Origin of the sequence: Bacillus sp. FJAT-27001 (assembly GCF_019039175.1) — a bacterium.
GTDB lineage: Bacteria > Bacillota > Bacilli > Bacillales > Bacillaceae > Bacillus > Bacillus velezensis.
The window spans coordinates 702048-720649 of sequence record NZ_JAHOAA010000003.1 but is presented as its reverse complement, the minus strand read 5'-3'; the positions used below and the strand labels follow the sequence as shown (position 1 = coordinate 720649).

The following is an 18602-nucleotide window of genomic DNA, read 5'->3' as shown; positions in this document are numbered from 1 at the left end:
GACAAAGCGGCGTCCAAACTCAATCTTTTTTAAAAAGAATCGTAATCACCGTTCCGGCGCTGATTCTGCTGTTGACATGGATGGTTCCGTTATGAAGGTGAACCAGCTCCTTGGCAATGGCGAGCCCGAGTCCCGTTCCTTCTGACGGTCCCTTCGTATTCGTTCCCCGGTAATAACGGTTAAACAGCTGGTGAATCGTTTCGTCGTCCATTCCTCTTCCGTTATCTTTCACCTTCAGAATGAGCTGTTCGGCTGATTCCTCAAGCACGACCCGAATGGCGGTCCCTTTCTTATTATGCTTAACCGCGTTTGCCAGCAGATTCTCCAGAATACGGCGGAACCACGCTTCATCAATGGCGAAAAGAATGTCTTCCTTTTTGGTTTCAAAGGCGATGTCATAGCCTTCCGAGAACGTGTTTTTCGTGAAATCGTTCGTGACGTTTCTGATAAACGGCACGACGTTGATCAGCCGCCGTTCGATCGGGAGGGCCGCGTTTTTGAGGCGGTATGTTAAGTTTAAGTCCTCAATCAGCTTAGACATATATTCTGATTTTTCCCGGACGATCTGCCCCATTTCTTTGACTTCTTCCGGGGTCCAGTCGTATTGCTTCGATTCAAGCATCATGCTGTAGCCGTAAATCGTGCTCAGCGGGGTTTTTAAGTCATGGCTCAGCCCGGCGATCCATTCTTCCCTTGTCGCCTGGATTTTTTCTCTGTTTTTCTTATCCCGCTTCAGCGTGTCGGTCAGCTGATCCATCGATTCGAAAATCTCGGCGAAAAAGCGGAACGGCTGTTTTGTTTTGCCTTTTTTGTTTTTGCTGACCGGCTGTCCTTTGCGGTTCTTCGGCTCTTCAAGCCGGCCCTTTGATAAATTGACAAGCCATTTGATGGTATGAAACAGCGGCCAGCCGAAACGGAAAGAGTACCAGATGGTCAGGATGCAGATCATAAATACCAGGATTCCGATCAAGAGGAAGAGTGTTTTCATCACATTTCTCAAAAATGATTTGTTAAACTCGTGATCGGGGATGTACACGGGGTTCGGCACCGACGCGACCATCCATTTCGTTTTATCGAGTCTTTTAAAAGAAATTTCCCGTTTGTAATTCCACGGCTTGGAACTGTATTTCAGCAATTCAAGCTCATTGACGGTGTTCCGTTCTTTTTTCGTGCTGTTGATATCCCCGAGCAGTCTGCCGCTGTCTTCGAGAAGGTAGACCGCCCCTTTTTCCCGTTTAATATAATCAACCGTGCTCTTTTTATATTGAGAAAGGGAAGCGAGGGATGGCTCCTGTGATTCGATGTAAGTGAGAAGCTGCTCACTGGCGGATTTCCAGCCGAACAGAATCAAATAGGTCTCATCATTTATCGTGACCGTCCAGTAATTCAGCTTGTAGTTGTCAAAATTCCGGTACTGGTAAATGGATAAGAGATCTTTTCTGCTGTAATGGCTCGGGACGTCTTTCGGCACTCTGTACGCGTAGTCCGTTTTTTCATTGTCATTAATGATCTGCAGCCAGCCCTTCTGCTTTCGGACCGACATCTTTAAAAACTCATCGACATCCCATGTGCCGTCTTCGTTTTTATCAAGCCACGCTTCAAACGAGTCCGCGGTCGCTTTGGTCAGTCCCGCATTGGCTTCCGCTTCGCTGAAACGCCAATCCAAATAGAAGAAAGAAGCGACGGCCAAAACGGACATCAGCAGGATGACAAGCAGCAGCTGTCCGAAAAAGTGGAGCAGAAATTTTCCGCGCATTCTCATGAGCGGGTTCCTTTTTCTCCTTGATCGGGAATAAACCGATAACCGAGGCCGCGCACCGTTACAATATAGGACGGATTGCTGGGGTCTTTTTCAATTTTTTCTCTGAGCTTGCGGATATGCACCATGACGGTGTTGTTGTCGCCGTAAGACGGATATCCCCATACTTTTTCATAGATCTGATCTTTTGAGAGCACCACATCAGGGTGTTCACAGAAATATTGAAGCAATTGCAGAAGCTGTGCGGAGCAGCTGACGGGCTCGCCCCCGACGATCAGCTCGGCGTTTTGCGGTGAATAGGAAAAATGACTGTATGAATACGTCTTTACCGCCGTTTTCTCTTCGCGCTTATAGGTTCTCTTTAACGTCGCTCTGATCCGCGCCGCCAATTCGAGCGGATTAAACGGCTTTGTTATATAATCGTCAGCTCCCAATGCAAATCCTGACAGCTTATCCGCATCAGAAGAACGGGCGGTCAGAAAAAAGATCGGAGCGTCGGTATAGTTCCGGATTTCGGTGCATGCTTCAAAACCGGACATGCCTTCCATCATCACATCCAGCACGAGCAGATCCGCGGTTTCATGTTTAACAAACTCGATCGCTTCCTCAGCGCTTCCGGCTGTCTTAATGTTGTGATAGCCTTCTTTGACGAGAACGCGTTTGACCATATCAACGATCGCCTTCTCATCGTCTACAATTAAAATTGACGCATTTTCCACCTTGGACGTTCCTTTCTCTTTGTTTTTTTCATCATATCATTATATGGATAAGATTTGGTACCTTTTTAGTGCGGAGGTCTTGCGGGGAAACAGAAAAGAAAAACGAGACCGGACATCTCTTCTCGTTTTTCTCACGTTGTCAGAGCGGAATATCCATCATTCCGCCGCTTTTGTCAGGAGCTTTCATTTATAAGATGAAGAATAAATTCCCAAAAACCCGGCACTTCCTGGCATAACAGCATGTCCGCTTTTTCAACTATTTTAATCTTCAATTCTTGTTCAAGATCTTCTCTTTCCTGGTATGATGTATTGCTCAGTTTTTTTTTTATCATTGGCGAAAAACGCGAAATCAAAAGTTCCATTTCGTCGGTATCTGTGTTCTCTTTGTTGAAGTCAAATGGCCCGTTCACTGCTTATTTTCCCCCTTTTTTTGCTTGTCCAGCTGCTTTCTGAGATTGTCGAGCCCTTTTTTATGAATATTGGAAATGTTCTGCCGTGATTCACCCAGCGACTCGGCAATCTCCTTCATCGTCGCTCCGTGAAGATAAATATTCGTCAGCACGCTTTTTTGTTTATCGGTTAACGTCTGAAGCGCTTCGTATAAATCACGGTTTTGGACATGCTGGCTCAAATCCCCCTGCTTCCGCAGAAACTCTTCATACGCGTCTTTTCCCATTTCATAGGGAAGCGCTTCACCTCCCTCCGGCTGATCCACCGTCAGCGGATAGCGCTTCTGATTTTTACGGATGCGCTTGTCAAAATCGATGGAGAAAATCCGGATCATAGAGTTCATATATTTGATGATCCGGATTTCCTTATAAAACTGTTTAAAATGGTCGTCCAGTGATTTTGCATCCTTCTCGTCTGAATGTTCCAGCACATTTTTAAATTTCTCGTAATGCTTTGGGTCACTTAAAAAATGTTTAACGATCGGATGTTTCATAATTTCCTTGCATTTTGACCGTAAAAGAACTTGATAGTCCATAAAACCGCCCCCTATTTAAATTAAATGAAAGAAAGCAAAAAAAAGTAAACTACTCCTTTCCGACTAAGATTCCGCACTCCTTATGTCCCGGATTTTCCGGAACAAAAAAAGACCCTCAACCGCGATATCAGGTTTACAGGAGCCGCTCTTTCTTTCACTTATATACATGACTGCAGGTCAAGTCAGGAGGTGGCTGATAATGGATCAGGTTTTTATAGAAGAAGCGGTCAGACAGCTCGGCAATCTCGGCTTTCCGGCTCTGATTGCCATGTATCTTCTCACACGGTTTGAGAAGAAGTTTGACGCCCTGATCGAACTGATGACGGAACTGAAAGATCAGAAAATGAAAAATTAATTTTCACACGAAGTTGACTTTTCATCGGAACGCATCACTTAACAAAGCAGAAGGGAAAACGAAAGGCCTTTCACATTCTCTTTCTGAAAAAACAAAGCTTGAGAGGAGACGATTTACATGTCAAAAGAAAACAACTGCAATATCCCGCAGCCGATCAGAGGAGACAAAGGGGCGACCGTCACGATTCCGCGCAACCTTGAAAGAGACCGCCAAAATCCGGATATGCTGACGCCGCCGGAAACGGATCACGGCACAGTGGATAATATGAAATTCTCTTTCTCAGATGTGCACAACCGGCTGGAAAAGGGCGGATACGCGCGTGAGGTGACCGTTCGCGAGCTGCCGATTTCTGAGAATCTGGCATCTGTCAACATGCGTTTAAAACCGGGCGCCATCCGTGAGCTGCACTGGCATAAAGAAGCGGAATGGGCATATATGCTGACGGGCAAAGCGCGGGTCACGATTGTTGATGAACAGGGACGCAGTTTTATCGATGACGTGAAGGAAGGAGATCTGTGGTACTTCCCGTCAGGCCTGCCGCACTCCATTCAGGCGCTGAAAGAAGGCTGTGAATTCCTCTTGGTTTTTGATGACGGTTCTTTCTCAGAAAACAGCACATTCCAAGTGACTGACTGGCTTGCCCACACACCGCTTGATGTCATCGCCAACAACTTCGGGGTTTCAGAAAAAGACCTCGCCGGCCTGCCCGGGAAAGAAAAATATATCTTTGAAGAGCCGGTTCCCGGGAAGCTGAAAGATGACATTGTGGAAGGCCCGAACGGTGAAGTGCCTTATCCGTTCACTTACCGCCTGCTGGATGAAGGTCCGACTGCTGAGACGGATGGCGGCAAAGTATATATCGCGGATTCCACAAACTTCAAAGTGTCCAAAACGATCGCTTCAGCGCTTGTCGTGGTCGAACCGGGCGCAATGAGAGAGCTGCACTGGCATCCGAACACGCATGAATGGCAGTATTATATTTCCGGTAAAGGACGGATGACGGTTTTTGCATCGGACGGCCATGCGAGAACATTTAACTATCAGGCCGGGGATGTCGGTTACGTCCCGTTCGCAATGGGCCACTATGTGGAGAATTTGGGAGATGAGCCGCTCGTCTTCCTGGAAATCTTCAAGGATGACCACTATGCCGATGTGTCCCTGAACCAATGGCTTGCCATGCTTCCTGAGAAATTCGTCCAGCAGCATCTGGATCTGGGCAAAGACTTTACGGATATTCTTTCAAAAGAGAAACACCCTGTCGTCAAAAAGAAATGCTGAAGAAGATACACACCGGCTTGCAGAGTTCCGTCTCTGCAAGTCTCCTCTGTGTGAAAAGGAGCTGAACAGATGATCAATCAAAACGGGACGAAAATGTTTTTTCTTCATGTGCTTCGGTATGCCCTGGCAGCCGCTGCCGTATTATTCGGGTATTTTATGGTGATGATGGCCGTATTTTCATTAGCCGGGACGAGCTACGGATCGATGGCGTACGTCCTGCTTTTTTCCGTGCTTTTTATTCTTCTCGGTTTATGTTTTGAACCGCTTGAGCGGCTGATGATACATAGCTTTACCTTTTTTGGGACGGGCAGGCTGCCTTTTCTCCTTTTAGCCAGCACCGTTCAGCTGCTGTTCCTCTGGATGACCGCGTATACGACGGATAAACTGATTGAAAAGATTTGGCTGTCAACGACGGAGGAGCTGATTGTGGCGGGGGTTTTTTTCGTTTTGGATAAATGCGTCTCCGGAGAAAAGCAGCCCCGGGCGCAATAAAAAAACGCAGGCCGGAATGGCTCTGCGTTTTTTTTCATCATACCGTTGCGTTTTCATGCCGGATTAAATCGTAGGTTAAGCAGACCGGTTTGTTCGTGCGCGGATCTTTTACAATCTGTGCGTCAATTTGGAAAACGTCTTTCAATATGCCGGGAGTCATGACTTCCTCCGCCGTTCCTTCCTTGATGACGCGCCCTTTTTTCAGGGCGATCATGTAATGGGAAAAACGGGCGGCATGGTTCAGATCATGAATGACCATTAAAATGGTGCGGCCCTGCTCCTTGTTTAATTTGTCCAGCAGCTGCAAAATTTCAAGCTGATGGGCGAGATCTAAATAAGTGGTCGGTTCATCAAGAAGCAGCAGCTCCGTTTCTTGAGCGAGCGCCATGGCGATCCACACACGCTGCCGCTGCCCACCGGAAAGCGCTTCGATCGGCCGGTCGTAAAATTCGGCCATCCCCGTCTCTTCAAGCGCCCATTTGATCATGTCACGGTCTTTATCACTCAAACGGCCCATTCCGGACTGATGCGGAAACCTGCCGTAAGAAACAAGTTCGTACACCGTCAGCCCGCTCGGCGCTTCAGGCGTCTGCGGAAGAATTGCCATTTCCTTGGCGATGTCTTTCGTGGATTTTTGCATGATCGCCTGTCCGTTTAAATAGACGGCGCCGGATTTCGGTTTCATGATTCTTGACATCGTTTTGAGAACCGTCGATTTTCCGCAGCCGTTCGGACCGATCAGTGTTGTAATTTTTCCTTTCGGGACGGCGATATCCAATTCTTTCGCTATCAAACGGTCGCCATAACCGACAGTAAGCTGTTCCGCCGATAATGAGTTCATCGCGGCAGTCTCCTTCCTCTATTTCGTTTTCATCAGCAAATATACAAAATACGGCGCTCCGAGCACGGAAATCACCAGGCCGACGGGAACTTCGGACGGTGCAAGCACATTTCTCGCCAGCGTATCGGCAAGCAGAAATAAAAATGCTCCGATTAAAGCCGAAACCGGGATAAGCGTCTGGTGGCGCGGTCCGGTAAGCCTTCTGGCCAAATGCGGCGCAATGAGTCCGAGAAAAGCGATTCCGCCGGCTGCCGCAACACATGACGCGGTCAGGGCAACGGCGCACATCAGCAGAACGCGCCGCTCCTTTTCAACCCGGGTGCCAAGCCCCGCCGCCAGCTGATCACCGAGCTGGAGCACATTTAAATATCTGGCTTTATAGAGGCTGAACGGTAAAAGAACCAGCAGCCACGGCAAAATGGACAGCACCATTTTCCAATTGGCGTTCCAAATCGAACCGGAAATCCATACAAGCGCCTGCATGAAATCCCGCGGGTCCATTTTCAGCTGAAAAATCAAGAGAAGCGCATTAAACCCCGCATTGACGCCGATCCCGACCAAAACGAGCCGGACAGGTGAAACGCCTTTTTTCCAAGCCAGCACATAGATGAGCAGCGCAGCCAGAAAAGCCCCCGCCAAAGCGCTCACCGGAAGCAGCCATGTACCGGCCATGCTTAAATCAGCAGCTGATCCTTGGAAAAAGAAGATAAACAGAACGACCGCCAAAGACGCCCCGGCGTTAATCCCGAGAATGCCCGGCTCCGCCAAGTCATTTTGAGACACGCTTTGAAAAATCGCGCCTGAAACCGCGATTCCGGCGCCGACCAGCAATGACAGCACCATGCGCGGCAGTCTGAATTCAAATAAAACGAGCTGATCCCGGGCATCCCCTTGTCCGAAAAAGACACGTAGCGTATCAAGAGGCGCAATCCGGATCACGCCCATGTTTAAGCTGATAAAAAAGACGATGCATATGAGCAAAAACGTAACGGCCATGACCGCCAGCGGTTTTTTCGATTTTACATTCATTACAGCCCTCTCCTTTCCCTGCGCGCCAAATAAAAGAAAAAGGGAACGCCGATAAGGGCGGTTAAAGCGCCGACCGGTGTTTCAAACGGCGCATTGACGAGTCTTGCGGCAATATCACTGAAGACTAACAGAACGGCGCCGAATACCGCCGAACAGGGAATGATCCACCTGTAATCTACCCCGACTAAAAATCGGGTGATATGCGGAATCACCAAGCCGATAAAAGAAATGGCTCCGGCGACTGAGACTGAAGCCCCCGTCAAGAGGACAACGACAAACATTCCGATTACTTTCACAAGCGATGTGTACTGCCCGAGCCCTTTGGCCAGCTCCTCACCCAAGCTCAGCACCGTCACTGAGCGCGCAATCAGAAATGCCAGCAAAAGTCCGATAACCCCGACCGCCAACAGCAGCTGCACGCCTTCCCATTTCACGGAAGCAACTCCTCCGGCATACCAGAACTTCACATCCTGGGCGACATCAAAACGGATCGCAATCGCGCTTGAAAGCCCCGTTAAGAAATAGCCGACTGCCGTACCGGCCAGCGCGAGCTTCACCGGTGTCAGACCGCCTTTTGAAAACAGGCCGATGCCAAACACAATAAGCGCTCCGATTCCCGCTCCCGCGAAGGACCACAAAACAAGTCCCGCCGCAGACAGGCCCGGAAAAAAAGCAAACGCCAATGCGATCGCAAATCCTGACCCCGACGTCACGCCCATAATGGAAGGCTCAGCAAGCGGGTTCCGCGTCAGCCCCTGCATAATCGCCCCGGACACAGCTAAAAAAGCCCCGACGAGCGCGGCGGCGGCGGTTCTCGGCAGCCTCAGATCGCGTATGATTTGATGAGATGTATTTTGCGGCTGAAAGTGAAAGAGAGCATCCCACACCGTCCGCAGATGAATATCGGCAGCTCCGATGGAAACAGACAGGGCCGCGCCGATCAATAAAACCGCAATCCCGGCACACAGCAGCACAGCCGCTCTGAATGAACGCGCCGTCCACTGGATTTCACTCCCTGATGCCCCTAGAGCCGTCATTGTCTGTTTCTTTTTCAATAGACCCAACACTCGTTCTTCCTTTCTCAAAACAAGAATGGTAATGATAATGATTATCAATGACTTGTTTCAGTATAGCACTTTTATCTTCTCTTTTAATAGACCTAATTTCATATAAAAAAAGAAAGTTTTTCTTAAAAAAGAGCGTGCTTCTCTATGAAAGCAGTGATATAATCACACTGATAATGATTCTCTTTATCACTAATACTCATGAAAGAAGGAATGTCAGATGTTCCATACATACAAGAAAATCGGCGCAGCGCTGATTGCCATGCTGCTCATCGCCGCTTTGGCCGCATGCGGCAATTCTTCAGACTCGAAAGGTTCTTCTGAAAAAGAAGAAACCATCACGTATAAAGCCGAAAACGGCAATATTAAAATTCCGAAGCACCCGAAACGGGTCGTCGTCATGGCTGACGGCTACTACGGCGACTTTAAACAGCTCGGCATCAATATTGTCGGCGCGCCGCAAAACGTATTTAAAAACCCTTATTACAAAGGGAAAACAAAAGGTGTGACAAACATCGGCGACGGCACGTCCGTTGAAAAAATCATTGACTTAAAGCCGGATTTAATCGTTGTCTGGACGACACAAGGCGCCGATATTGAAAAACTGGAAAAAATCGCGCCGACCATCGCCATTAAATATGACAAGCTCAGCAACATTGATCAATTCAAAGAGTTTGCGAAAATGACAGGCACTGAAGATAAAGCAGACAAATGGCTGGCTGAATGGGATAAGAAAACCGCTGCCGCTAAAACAAAGGTTCAAAAAGCGGTCGGCTCAAAAACCATCTCCATCATGCAGACAAACGGAAAAGACATCTATGTATTCGGTAAAGACTTCGGCCGCGGCGGAAGCATCATTTATGACAAACTCGGGCTGAAGGCCACAAAACTGACGCAGGAAAAAGCCATTAATCAAGGACCGGGCTACGCCAGCATTTCACTCGAGAAACTGCCTGACTTCGCGGGAGACTACATCTTTATGGGGCCATGGCAGGCCGGCGGTGACGACAAAGGCGTGCTTGACAGCTCAATCTGGAAGAACCTCGATGCCGTCAAACAAAACCATGTCTACCGCATTGATCCGATCGGCTTCTATTTCTCAGACCCGATCTCACTTGAAGGCCAGCTTGACTACATCACAAAAAGCTTAACGAAGTAATCCCGAAGCCGCTGTCACAGCGGCTTTTTATTACGCTTAAAACTTGACAAAAAAATTCGTTTATGCTATAATTTACATTTTTGGATTAACGTGTATAATAAGATTCTCCCGGCCGGAGATTGATGTACAAAACGGAGGATCTTTATATGAAAGAAAACAAGGCGGGTATGACTTCCCTGCTGTCTGCTTTCGGAAGGGCGTACCACAGTAAATACGACACCCCGGTGATATTTGATGATTTTATGGCACAAGATCTGATTTCCGAAAAAGAGCATTCGGACATTCGCGATCATCTGATTCAAGGTATATCATTTTTCAGCAAAGACATGGCCCAGAGGCTTCAAGGCCAACCGGATGACATCTTAAAATGGGTGACTCAAGTCCAGCTGTCTCCTACACCGTTAGCCCGTGCCGCATATTGTGAAGAAGTGCTTTTGAATGAAGTGAAGCTCGGGGCCAAACAGTATGTCATCCTTGGCGCGGGGCTGGATACTTTCTGTTTCAGGCATCCTGAGGTGACAAACGCCTTAGACATATTTGAAATCGATCATCCCGCTTCACAGGAAGACAAAATAAACAGATTGAAACATCTGAATCTCGACATTTCCCATCATCTTCATTTTGTACCGATGGACTTCGCCGCTTCGCTTTCTTTCAGCCGTCTGTATCAGGAAGGTTTTTCACGCCAAAAAACCTTTTTCAGCCTGCTCGGTGTGTCATACTATCTTACGAAAAAGCATCTCGCCCGCCTGCTCACACAATTATTTGCTGAAGTCCCGCCGGGAAGCTCTATCGTGTTTGATTATGCAGATGAGTCCCTTTTTGAAGAAAGAGGACTGTCAAACAGAGTGGAAAACATGGTGAAAATGGCTGCAGCAAGCGGAGAACCGATGTTATCGTGTTTCAGTTATAAAGAAATCGAAAAAATATTAGAATCATCAGGTCTGCTTATTTATGAACATTTATCTCCGGCGGACGTCAATGACCGTTTTTTCAGCGGACGCACTGACCATTTAACCGCATTCGAGACCATTCATTATATACACGCCGTCAAAACGTAACCCGCTGCCGCAAACAAAAAAGACATCTCACAGACGTGAGATGTCTTTTTGTCATACCGATTGTCTGTTGTTTGCAAATTTCTTTGAGACGAAAGGATATAACAGCAAACCGACGAAAAACAGCCCGATACCGAGAATAAAGGTCGTTAAATCGGCCGTTCCGGTAATAATGACGTAAAAAGAATAAATGCAGGCAAGGATGGCGATGATACCGTCTCTTACTCTTGAGCCCTTTATCTCGTCATACGTTTCACCCGTAAAAATGAGCTTCAGGCTGTAAAACGCTGATACGAGATACGGAATCAGATAAGCGAGCGTCGCCGCCGTCGTTAAAAACGTAAACGCGTCACTGATCGTCCGGGAAATAACTGAAAAGATAAAGATCTGTGACATCACGTTCGTTACGATTAACGACACAACCGGGCTTCCCTGTTTATTCGTTTTTGCAAAAGCAGCGGGAAAGTCTCCTGATTTCGCCGCTTGATACGGAACTTCAGAGCCGAGAAGAATCCAGCCGAGCATCGTTCCGAACAGACACAAAATCGCCAGAATCGCCATGATGACGCTTCCCGCATTGCCGACGATCGCGTACAATACGTCAACAAACGGTTTTTCCGAGCCGACAAGCTTACCATGCGGAAGCACGCCCATCGTAATCAATGTCACGATGATATAGATGCCAAGCGCGATCAATAATCCGGTAATGGTGGCGCGTTTCACATCGCGCTGCGAACGGGCGCGCCCGGATAAGATGACTGCCGATTCAATTCCGACGAACGCCCATAATGTTGAAATCGCCGCATTGTGGATCTGTCCGCCGATTCCCTCAACTGTGTGAGGACCTGTTTGAACCGGAAAATAAAAATGATCGAAAAACGACGTTTGAAACACAAATAAACCTGCAATGATAAAGAAGATAAATCCTAATACTTTTGAAAACGTCGTGACAAAATTTAATTTACTCGCACCGTTAATGCTGGTGACGAGAATCGTGTGAGTGCCCCATAATAAAACCGTACATACGGCAAACGTCAGCAGCTGGCCGAGCGTAACCGCCTGACCGCCGATCGAAAACATTTCACGCTTATCCGTTAAAATCGGGAAAAATGATGTTAAATATCCGGCAAGGCTCGTGATGATCGCCACGTTGCTGATCCAGCTCGCCACCCAGTAGCCCCACACCATCGTGAAGCCCGCTGCATTCCCTTTTTTCCGATCGCTGAACAGCGCACGCGCATAGCTTTGCGGCCCCGCCGTCAGCTCAGGCTTGCGGATGGATAAGTGGCCGAAGACCAGCGCGATCATTAACACACCGGCTCCCGTTAAAAGCCATGCTGATGTAGCGCCGAACGGGCTCGCGATTTTTGCGAGCGTACTCGGAAGCGAAAAGATGCCCGAGCCTACCATATTTCCTACGACAAACGCCGTTAATAACCAAAAACCCCATTTTTTCGTCTGTTCCATTCCTGTACCTCCTGGTTGTTCATTCGTACGGACCAGACCCCGAGACCATATTTACACGCAAAAAAAGCCTGAACAAAAGTCCATGCTTAAAGAAACACACACCCTTGATCTCCGGATAGCCCTCCGCGAAAAAGCACGCGGCAGTCCTGCACTTATTCAGATACAGTCCCAGCATAAAGAAGGATCGGCTTTCTTTACACTTCGGCGCTGATGCCTTTAACACATGTTTTGCGGCCCCCTATCAGCCTGGCATGTGCGACTCATCATCAAGCGCAACCTCTACCTCACCGAGAAAGAGTGAGGATTTTTATCATTCAATTCTACTCAGAGGTTATCAGAGATAAAAAGATCTGTCAAAGGGAAAAATTAGATGGAAAACGGATAGAGCGTTCGCCCTACCCGTCTTATATGGTCAGCGGTTGTTTTTTTTCTTTTGAACAGCTTCTTGAAGCGGATCGTCTTTCAGAGCTGCACCGGCGTCTTCAAGCGCGCCTTGAATGACGTTTTTGTTTTTATCGCTGTTTTTTCCTTTTTCTTTGTTAAAGAAAGCCATCTGTATCACCTCTTTATCAAATATAGGTACACCTATAATGTGTCTTTTTCCGCGGCAGAATATGCGGAATCCGCGTCTCCTTCCTTTTGGCGGAACAGGTAAAGTTTGTTGATCAAACATGCATTCTCTTGATATATTTGTAATTCAGGGGATTTTGGCAAAAATAAAAAGGAGAAGCGAAAAATGACAGGAAAAACACACATCATGGGAGGCATCGCTTCTTGTTCCGCAATTGCGTATTATTACGGGTATGATCCGGTCCTTATGACCTCAGCGGGTGCCCTCGGGGCGCTGATTCCCGACATATGCCATACGAAAAGCAAAATCGGCAGGACGCTGCCCGTTCTGTCCAAAATCGTAAGCACGGTGTTCGGCCACAGAACGTTTACACACAGCCTGCTGTTTATGCTTATTATGTTTTTCATTACGGCAACCTATATTCCGAATCCGAGCATTTCCGCCGGACTGATGATCGGAATGGCGAGCCATCTTGTGCTTGACGCATGGACCGTCAACGGCATTAAACTGCTGTTTCCGTCCGCCATCCGCTTCCGTCTTCCCCTTTATATGAGAACGGGGAGTTTTTCGGAGCAGCTTGTGCTGGCCGGCTTAACGATTGTATCCTGCTATTATTTATACGAACTGGTTCACAGCCGCATCTCTTAAACAAAAAGCATCTTTCGCTTTTAGGGTGAGGAGTCATACATATGAAGAAAACCTTTTTCAGCAATCATCGGTTTTTATGCCTGTCCATCCTGTTCATGTGGATGAAAACCTATGCCGTTTATAAGCTCGGTTTTGATCTGCAGAACAATTCGGTTCTTGAGGAATGTCTGCTTCTCATTAATCCGCTGAGCTTCATTGTGCCGCTGTTCGGCATCGCCCTGCTGCTGACAGAAAAAAAACAGCGGATCTTTCTGCTTTCGGCAAATGTGATGCTGACGGGAATTTTAATCGCGAATACGGTGTTTTACGGGTTTTATATTGATTTTATCACCATACCGGTTTTGTTTCAGGCGAGCAATATGGGTGATATGGGAAGCAGCGTCCAAGAGCTGTTTCACCCGCTTTATATCGCTTTATTTTTGGATATTGCGGTTTTGTTTTATCTTGGTAAAAGGCATAAAGCTGGTAAAGGTAAAGCCAGCACCCGTACCGTTAAAGCGTATGCGTGGGCATCAGCCGGCCTCATGCTGTGCAACCTTGCGCTGTCTGAGGCTGAGCAGCCGAAGCTGTTCAAGCACCCTTTTGATCGTGAAGCGCTCGTAAAAGGAATCGGCCTGTTCCACTTTCATTTGTATGACACCATTTCGCAGACGCTGAATGCAGGGGCTAAAGCGTTTGCCGACGAAGACAGCCTTGCGGCGGTCGCGAATTACACTCAAGCCGACTACAGCAGGCCGTCCGAATCAAAGTTCGGGCTCGCAAAGGGGCGCAATGTGATTTTTGTTACGCTCGAATCAACACAGCGTTTTGTAATGGATGAGCGGGTCAACGGGCGGGAGATTACCCCGTTTTTAAATAAACTGCGGAAAAAAAGTTATGACTTCACTCATTTTTATCAGCAGACTGAACAGGGAAAAACCTCAGATTCAGAATTCATTACTGCGAATTCGCTGTATCCGTCTTCAAGCGGCGCCGTTTTTTTCACAAAAAGCGGCCACCGGTTCAATACGATGTACCATATGTTAAAAGACCGTCAATACTATTCAGCCGTTCTGCATGCCAATCATAAGGCCTTTTGGAACCGGGATGAGATGTACGGGGCATTCGGAATCGACCGTTTTTTCGACGCGGATGAATTTAAGGTGACACAGGAAAATTCAACAGGCTGGGGCCTGAAGGATAAGGAATTTCTCGAACAGTCAGCGGAAAAATTAAAGAAGCTTCCGCAGCCGTTTTACGCGAGCCTGCTGACTTTGACCAACCATTTTCCTTTTGAAATTGATAAACAGGATCAGCTCATTGAGGAACCGGACACAAGCAGCGAGTTATTAAACCGCTACGTGACGACGGTCCGCTATGAAGATGAGGCCCTGAAACACTTTTTCAAGAAGCTGAAAAAAGAAGGACTGTATGACAACGCGATGATCGTCCTGATGGGAGATCATTACGGTATATCCGAAGCCCATAATCAAGGACTTGCCGAATTCTTAGGGAAAGAGGAAATCACTCCGTTTGATACGGTTCAGCTTCAGCGCGTGCCGTTTATCATTCATATTCCCGGGGTGACCGACCGTGAGCCGGAAACGATTGCTTCCGCCGCGGGACAGGTTGATGTAAGGCCGACGCTGCTTCACCTGCTCGGCATTGAAACGAAAGGCAGCATTCAGTTCGGCAATGATCTGTTTTCCGGAGAGCGGACCCCGTTTGCGGTGCTGAGAAACGGCAGCTTTATCACGGATGATCATATTTATACGAAAAATACGTGTTACAGCCGTAAAACGGGTGAACCGCTTTCTGACATGAGCGCGTGCAGCGATGAGAAAGAAAAAGCGGAACAAGAGCTGATGCTTTCCGATAAAATATTAAACGGCGACCTGCTGCGGTTTTATAAGCAATAAAAAAATCCCTCCGTTATATGGAGGGATTTCTCATGTTTCATATATAAGCCGTCCGGTCATTTTCGTATCATATCCGGATAATTGAGAAAGCTGGGACTTGAATTCCTCAGAATTAAGAATGTCCTGCACGCTTTGAACAAGCTCCCGGTTTTGTTTTAAGACGACCACATCGTACTGCTCACTGATCACCGGGATAAAGTCCGTGCCCGCCATATGCGCCGCATGCTGCGACCCGACTCCGATATCCGCCTTTCCGCTTGATACTTGTGAAGCCGCTGACAGATGATCCGTGACAATGTCATGATAGCCGGCGACATCAGACGGCGTAATGCCGAAAGATCTGAGCTGTTCATCCAGCAGCACCCTCGCGCCTGATCCTTTTTCGCGATTGACGATGCGGACATCTTTTCGGCTCATGTCCTGAAAACCCTGAATGTTCAGCGGATTACCTTTTTTCACATATAATCCGGCCTGCCGAAGCACGACATGAAAAAGCGCAAACGGCTCCCCTGAAAGAATGCGCTTCACGTACGGGATGTTATACTGCCCCGTCTCCCCATCGTATAAATGCAGACTGACGATGTCACAGGCCCCGCGGTACATCTCGATCAGGCTGTTCAAACTGCCGCTGTACTTGCGGAGCGGAGCCGCCTGTATTGTTTGTTCCAGCTGTTTGCTGAGGAGGTCCATCGACACATCCTGCCCGCTGATGATAACGGACTGCCTTTTTTCCGGCTCCCGCCCGCGGGACGGGTCAGGCGCTTCTGCTGCGGATGGCTTTTTTGACATTCTCATGTTTGCTTTATATTGTTTTAAGTCCTCTTCATCGACCCTCATCTGTCTTCCGACCCTGTACGCCGGAATGAGTCCTTTTTTTATCAAATCATATACTGTCAGTTTGGAGACCTTCAAAAGGCCCGCAACTTCTTCTATTGTATAGGAAGTGGCTTCTGTCATATTATCACGCTCCGTTTTTATTATAACTGTTCAGATATTGAAAAAAAACCGCACCATCACGTACAATTGCGTTATAATTAGTTTGATCTAATGATATTTAGCTATAAGGGGTGCACAATGTTGAAAAAGAAAGCGACACTACTCACAACTGCGGCTATGGCCGTTTTCCTGGCAACTGCGGGCTGCTCATCCGGACAATCGTCCAAGGGCGGACAAAACGAAAAAGTCACGCTGACCGTTTCTGCGGCAGCCAGCGCTCAGGATGCACTTGAAGAAATCCAGACCAACTACGAAAAATCACATTCAAACGTAACCATTCAAGACAACTTCGGATCATCAGGCACATTGCAAAAACAAATTTCACAAGGCGCGGGAGCTGATTTATTCTTCTCGGCAGCCGAAGATAAATTCGAAAAGCTCGTTCATGACGGAGATATCGACAAAAAGGACAGCACGGATCTTTTGAAAAATGATCTCGTCATGATCGTACCTGAGAAAAACAGCGCACACCTGACACATCTGAATGACCTGAAAAAAGACAGCGCGGAAAAAATCGCGCTCGGCACGCCTGAATCCGTTCCGGCCGGACAATACGCCAAACAGTCATTGACGGCATTATCCCTGTGGGACAAGGTAAAAGATAAAGTCGTCTATGCAAAAGACGTTCGCCAGGTGCTTTCTTATGTTGAAACCGGAAATGTCGATGCCGGGCTTGTCTATAAAACAGACGCGCTGATTTCGAAAAAGGTGAAAATCACCGATGAAGCGCCGGCGAAAACGCACGATCAGATCGTTTATCCGCTCGGCATCGTCAAGGATACAAAGCACCGTAAAGAAGCAGAAGCGTTTTATCAGTATCTGCAGTCAGATAAAGCGATGAAAGTGTTTAAGAAATATGGATTTACTGCCAAGTAACATTACGGCTTCGGAGTTTTTCACTCCCGTCGTACTGTCGTTTCAGGTGGCTTTGGCATCAGGCATCGCCGTCATCATTCTCGGGACGCTTGCCGGCGCCTGGATGGCGAAAGCGCGATTTCCCGGAAAAACGGCTGTGGAGACCCTGTTTATGCTCCCGCTCGTTCTTCCGCCTACCGTTGTCGGCTTCATTCTCATTATTATTTTCGGGAAACACAGCTTTATCGGCCGGGCGATTGAGCGGATTTTTCACCAGCCCGTCATTTTCACGTGGTCGGCCGCGGTGATCGCTTCGGCCATTGTCGCCTTCCCGCTTATGTATCAGTCCGCTAAAACGGGCTTCGCCGCGGTTGATGCTGACACCGAGGGAGCGGCGAAAGTAGACGGAGCCGGCAGATGGCAGGTGTTCACCCGTATTTCCGTCCCGCTTGCCTTTCCCTCCCTCTTGACCGGAAGCATTCTCAGTATTGCAAGGGCGCTAGGTGAATTCGGGGCGACTTTAATGTTTGCGGGAAATATTCCCGGCGTCACCCAAACGCTGCCGACAGCGATTTACGTCGCGATGGACTCCGGCAATGAAACACTCGCCTGGGTGTGGGTGATCTGTATTGTGATCATTTCTTTCCTGATGCTGTTTTTCATCCAATTGAAAAAACCCGCTTGACCGATCCGCCTTCCGCGCACCTTTCGCCGGAAGGCTTTTTGATTTAAAATCGGATGGTATATAATGAAACAAAAAACACACAAAGGGTGCGGCCATGAAGATTAATGTCATTATCGCGGATGATAATTCTTTCATCAGAGAAGGAATGAAAATCATTTTGCATACATATGAGGAATTTACTGTATCGGCAACGTTGGAAAACGGACTCGAGGCGGCAGAGTATTGTAAACACAATCCCGTCGATATCGCCTTGCTGGACGTCCGCATGCCGGTGATGAACGGTGTCGAAGCCGCAAAACGGATCGCGGAGGAAACGGATACGAAGCCGATGATCCTGACGACATTTGACGACGATGAGTATATTTTAGAAGCGATTAAAAACGGCGCGAAAGGATATTTATTAAAAAATACCGAACCGGAACGGATACGCGATGCGATCAAAAGCGTTTTCAACGGGCACAGCATTCTTCAGGACACCGTGCTGGATAAAATAAAAGACAGCCTTTTCCGGCCGGCGGAAGCCGCGCATCAGATTGATGAAAGCCAGTTTACTGAAAGAGAGCTCAGCATCATGTCGCTTATTGCGAAAGGACTGTCGAACAGGGAAATTTCAAAACAGCTTTTCATTTCTGAAGGGACGACGGCCAATTATATTTCATCTATTTTAGGGAAAACAGGGCTTGAGCACAGAACGCAGATCGCGATTTATTATATCACCGGGAAGGTGGATAACGGGCGTTGAA

Annotated in this window: 20 protein-coding genes and 1 riboswitch; of the genes, 10 read left to right on the top strand and 10 right to left on the bottom strand. The window is 47.8% G+C overall.

Annotated features, from left to right (window positions below; translation table 11 throughout):
- Positions 1 to 19: 19 nt before the first annotated feature.
- The 4 genes from BGM27_RS13805 to BGM27_RS13790 all read right to left on the bottom strand — a co-directional run bounded on the left by BGM27_RS13805 (position 20) and on the right by BGM27_RS13790 (position 3421).
- On the bottom strand, positions 20 to 1762 hold the full coding sequence (locus BGM27_RS13805) for a HAMP domain-containing sensor histidine kinase (protein ID WP_015240563.1): 1743 nt from the start codon (positions 1760 to 1762) through the stop codon (positions 20 to 22).
- A complete protein-coding gene (locus BGM27_RS13800; protein WP_003151779.1) occupies positions 1759 to 2478 on the bottom strand; it encodes a response regulator transcription factor in 720 nt (239 codons plus the stop codon). The genes BGM27_RS13805 and BGM27_RS13800 overlap by 4 nt, the downstream gene beginning before the upstream one ends.
- A 173-nt stretch (positions 2479 to 2651) precedes the next feature.
- On the bottom strand, positions 2652 to 2888 hold the full coding sequence (rsoA, locus tag BGM27_RS13795) for a sigma-O factor regulator RsoA (RefSeq protein ID WP_003151778.1): 237 nt from the start codon (positions 2886 to 2888) through the stop codon (positions 2652 to 2654).
- Positions 2885 to 3421, bottom strand: a complete 537-nt coding sequence (locus BGM27_RS13790; protein ID WP_087920805.1) for a sigma-70 family RNA polymerase sigma factor — start codon at positions 3419 to 3421, stop codon at positions 2885 to 2887. The genes rsoA and BGM27_RS13790 overlap by 4 nt, the downstream gene beginning before the upstream one ends.
- A 241-nt stretch (positions 3422 to 3662) precedes the next feature.
- Between BGM27_RS13790 and BGM27_RS13785 the strand changes: the two genes are divergently transcribed.
- The 3 genes from BGM27_RS13785 (at position 3663) to BGM27_RS13775 (ending at position 5588) form a co-directional block, all read left to right on the top strand.
- Positions 3663 to 3818, top strand: a complete 156-nt coding sequence (locus BGM27_RS13785; RefSeq protein ID WP_007410044.1) for a YvrJ family protein — start codon at positions 3663 to 3665, stop codon at positions 3816 to 3818.
- 117 nt (positions 3819 to 3935) lie between these two features.
- Positions 3936 to 5096 (top strand): oxalate decarboxylase family bicupin, encoded by a 1161-nt coding sequence (locus BGM27_RS13780; protein ID WP_007410043.1) that lies wholly within the window; start codon positions 3936 to 3938, stop codon positions 5094 to 5096.
- Between the two features lie 69 nt (positions 5097 to 5165).
- Positions 5166 to 5588 (top strand): regulatory YrvL family protein, encoded by a 423-nt coding sequence (locus tag BGM27_RS13775; RefSeq protein WP_007410042.1) that lies wholly within the window; start codon positions 5166 to 5168, stop codon positions 5586 to 5588.
- Between the two features lie 37 nt (positions 5589 to 5625).
- Here BGM27_RS13775 and BGM27_RS13770 read toward each other — a convergent pair whose 3' ends face one another.
- Genes BGM27_RS13770 through BGM27_RS13760 form a run of 3 tightly spaced genes read right to left on the bottom strand, consistent with a single transcriptional unit; the run spans position 5626 to position 8495 of the window.
- On the bottom strand, positions 5626 to 6429 hold the full coding sequence (locus tag BGM27_RS13770; RefSeq protein ID WP_007410041.1) for an ABC transporter ATP-binding protein: 804 nt from the start codon (positions 6427 to 6429) through the stop codon (positions 5626 to 5628).
- An 18-nt stretch (positions 6430 to 6447) separates the two neighbouring features.
- Positions 6448 to 7458, bottom strand: coding sequence for a FecCD family ABC transporter permease (locus BGM27_RS13765; RefSeq protein WP_007410040.1), 1011 nt, complete (start codon positions 7456 to 7458; stop codon positions 6448 to 6450).
- Positions 7458 to 8495: a FecCD family ABC transporter permease gene (locus BGM27_RS13760; RefSeq protein ID WP_031378357.1), complete on the bottom strand. Its 1038-nt coding sequence runs from the start codon at positions 8493 to 8495 to the stop codon at positions 7458 to 7460. The genes BGM27_RS13765 and BGM27_RS13760 overlap by 1 nt, the downstream gene beginning before the upstream one ends.
- Before the next feature lie 247 nt (positions 8496 to 8742).
- Here BGM27_RS13760 and BGM27_RS13755 point away from each other — a divergent pair, with 247 nt between their 5' ends.
- Positions 8743 to 9681, top strand: a complete 939-nt coding sequence (locus tag BGM27_RS13755; RefSeq protein ID WP_007410038.1) for an iron-hydroxamate ABC transporter substrate-binding protein — start codon at positions 8743 to 8745, stop codon at positions 9679 to 9681.
- A gap of 146 nt (positions 9682 to 9827) precedes the next feature.
- Positions 9828 to 10742, top strand: coding sequence for a class I SAM-dependent methyltransferase (locus BGM27_RS13750; protein ID WP_007410037.1), 915 nt, complete (start codon positions 9828 to 9830; stop codon positions 10740 to 10742).
- 51 nt (positions 10743 to 10793) lie between these two features.
- On the opposite strand, the gene BGM27_RS13745 is transcribed toward BGM27_RS13750, so the two are convergent.
- Positions 10794 to 12206: an amino acid permease gene (locus BGM27_RS13745; protein WP_007410036.1), complete on the bottom strand. Its 1413-nt coding sequence runs from the start codon at positions 12204 to 12206 to the stop codon at positions 10794 to 10796.
- A gap of 108 nt (positions 12207 to 12314) precedes the next feature.
- Positions 12315 to 12496, bottom strand: a riboswitch (Lysine riboswitch).
- Positions 12497 to 12618: 122 nt separating this feature from the next.
- Positions 12619 to 12759, bottom strand: coding sequence for a small acid-soluble spore protein SspJ (sspJ, locus tag BGM27_RS13740; RefSeq protein WP_007410034.1), 141 nt, complete (start codon positions 12757 to 12759; stop codon positions 12619 to 12621).
- Between the two features lie 183 nt (positions 12760 to 12942).
- Between sspJ and BGM27_RS13735 the strand changes: the two genes are divergently transcribed.
- Positions 12943 to 13425, top strand: coding sequence for a metal-dependent hydrolase (locus BGM27_RS13735; protein ID WP_007410033.1), 483 nt, complete (start codon positions 12943 to 12945; stop codon positions 13423 to 13425).
- A 41-nt stretch (positions 13426 to 13466) separates the two neighbouring features.
- On the top strand, positions 13467 to 15323 hold the full coding sequence (locus BGM27_RS13730; protein ID WP_007410032.1) for an LTA synthase family protein: 1857 nt from the start codon (positions 13467 to 13469) through the stop codon (positions 15321 to 15323).
- Positions 15324 to 15353: 30 nt separating this feature from the next.
- Here BGM27_RS13730 and BGM27_RS13725 read toward each other — a convergent pair whose 3' ends face one another.
- Complete coding sequence (locus BGM27_RS13725) at positions 15354 to 16280, bottom strand: substrate-binding domain-containing protein (RefSeq protein ID WP_007410031.1); 927 nt, start codon at positions 16278 to 16280, stop codon at positions 15354 to 15356.
- Positions 16281 to 16397: 117 nt separating this feature from the next.
- Here BGM27_RS13725 and modA point away from each other — a divergent pair, with 117 nt between their 5' ends.
- The 3 genes from modA (at position 16398) to BGM27_RS13710 (ending at position 18601) form a co-directional block, all read left to right on the top strand.
- The gene (gene modA, locus BGM27_RS13720) at positions 16398 to 17195 is read left to right on the top strand and encodes a molybdate ABC transporter substrate-binding protein (RefSeq protein ID WP_007410030.1); all 798 of its coding nucleotides are present in this window, start codon (positions 16398 to 16400) and stop codon (positions 17193 to 17195) included.
- Complete coding sequence (gene modB / locus BGM27_RS13715) at positions 17176 to 17859, top strand: molybdate ABC transporter permease subunit (RefSeq protein ID WP_020954313.1); 684 nt, start codon at positions 17176 to 17178, stop codon at positions 17857 to 17859. Before modA ends, modB begins: the two co-directional genes overlap by 20 nt.
- Before the next feature lie 94 nt (positions 17860 to 17953).
- Positions 17954 to 18601, top strand: coding sequence for a response regulator transcription factor (locus BGM27_RS13710; RefSeq protein WP_007410028.1), 648 nt, complete (start codon positions 17954 to 17956; stop codon positions 18599 to 18601).
- Position 18602: the final 1 nt, after the last annotated feature.